At 34.4% G+C, this 1,865-nt stretch carries 1 pseudogene; it reads right to left on the bottom strand.

Annotated elements, in window-relative coordinates:
* Positions 1–103 precede the first annotated feature (103 nt).
* Positions 104–1,708 (bottom strand): annotated as a pseudogene (locus tag IDG64_RS14285) (IS1182-like element IS1182 family transposase).
* Between the last annotated feature and the right edge of the window lie 157 nt (positions 1,709–1,865).

Genomic DNA, 1,865 nt, shown 5'->3' with positions numbered 1-1,865 from the left:
GGGGCTGACCCATTAGTCCCTTTTGAACCAAAAAATCGAAGGCACCCGTGAAAGATGTCTTCGATTTTTGTTTTTTTTGGATGAAATATAGAGGATTTTCCCCCTATATTTGGTTTTGTATGATTGTTTTTCCCTCATATTTCCTTACTCTAGTTACTAATTTCCTAAAATTGTGCGCAAGAAATACAAGTCCCATTTCCTTAAAAATTTTTTCAGCTCCTCGGACATGGAATCTTTTAAATTTCATATTTTGTTTAATGTTTCCAAAAACTGTTTCGACATCTATCTTTCGCTGCGCATAGTATGAGGCTGTTTCTTTGCTTTCTATCTTTTCATTCGCTTTTATTTTTATATATTCCCAGGTTGGATTAATATTCAAACGTCGATTTTTTCCTTCTTTTGCTTTGGTACATTTCTCTCTCAATGGACATCCTGTACAATCTTCACATTCATAGATTTTGAAGTTTCGAATAAATCCATTTCTATCTTTACGTTGTGAATAATGTGAGAACACTACTCTTTTCTGATTGGGACAAATATAGTAATCATCCAACTCGTTGTAAGTCCAATTATCTCGATGAAACTGATTTTGTTTATGGGCGCGTTTCTTCTCTTTTAAGTAACCTTGATGCGGAATGATGGGGGTGGATTCTGTTTCGTCTAACACATAACAATAATTTTCTTCACTTGCATAACCGGCATCTGCGACAATATTTTCTGGTAAACCTATTTTTGATTCAATCTTTTCAAGAAATGGGATAAATGTTCGTGTATCTGTTGGATTTGGATAACAATCATAAGCAAGAGCAAATTGATTTTCTGTCGCAAGTTGAATATTATAACCTGGTTTTAGTTGGCCATTAAGCATGTGATCTTCTTTCATTCGCATAAAAGTAGCGTCATGATCCGTCTTTGAGAAACTATTGCGTACACCCATAATCACTAATTGTTCTTCGTAGCTCATTTTTCTTTAGGCAAAATCATCGAATCGCTTCTTCTGCTTATGAACTTCAGATTTTTCTTTACGAAGTAATTTTCGTTCTTCTACTGTTTCGGTTTGGTCAATCGCTTCAATTAATTGATTTTCCTTTTCTTCCAAAGATTGACGAATCCTTTCAATCTCTTCTATAGAAAGTTCATCCTTTAAATCATCTATTAACTCAGGTAAGATTTTTGTTTCCACCATTTGTTGGTAGTTTTCAAGGGCTTTTTGATCAAGGCTATCCTTATACTTTAAAATACTTTTTTTCCAAACGAAAGAGTATTTATTCGCATCCGCTTCAATTTTTGTACCATCAATGTATAGAGCACTGCCACTGATTAAGCCACTTTGAACCAGTAGCTCACGAAATTGAACAAATGAATGATCTAGAATATCGTTCATAATCGGATGAACGCGAAAACGATTAATAGTACGAAAGTTAGGGAATTGCTCTTGAGATAAGTAGCGCATCCGAATACTATCTATCAGCATATTTTGTATTTGGCGGCCCGAATAAACCCCTTGAATATAGGCACAAAGAATAATGGAAAGTAGCATACGAGGATGATATTGGGGTCTACCCATAGATTGATAATAAGGAAGAAAGACTTCATCGGGAATAGAGTCAACAAACTGCACAATGGCATGAGCAAAATCATTTTCTTCTAATTTAATTTCAAGATCTATAGGCAAACAAAGTTGGTTTATGGTATAATTTTGATACATGATAAAGCACCTCTCTCAAATGGATTAATCACCTATATTATAGCAGAGTGTGCTTTATTTTTGTATTCACTTTCAAAAGATAAATAGAGGTCTTTCCACTACTATCTAAATGGAAAGACCTCTATTTTTCATATAGGAGCTACTTTTGGGTCAGCCC

Source organism: Staphylococcus sp. EG-SA-15 (assembly GCF_017151895.1).
Classification (GTDB): Bacteria; Bacillota; Bacilli; order Staphylococcales; family Staphylococcaceae; genus Staphylococcus; species Staphylococcus aureus.
The sequence above is the reverse complement of the archived record's forward strand: the minus strand, read 5'-3'. Positions and strand labels throughout refer to the sequence as shown.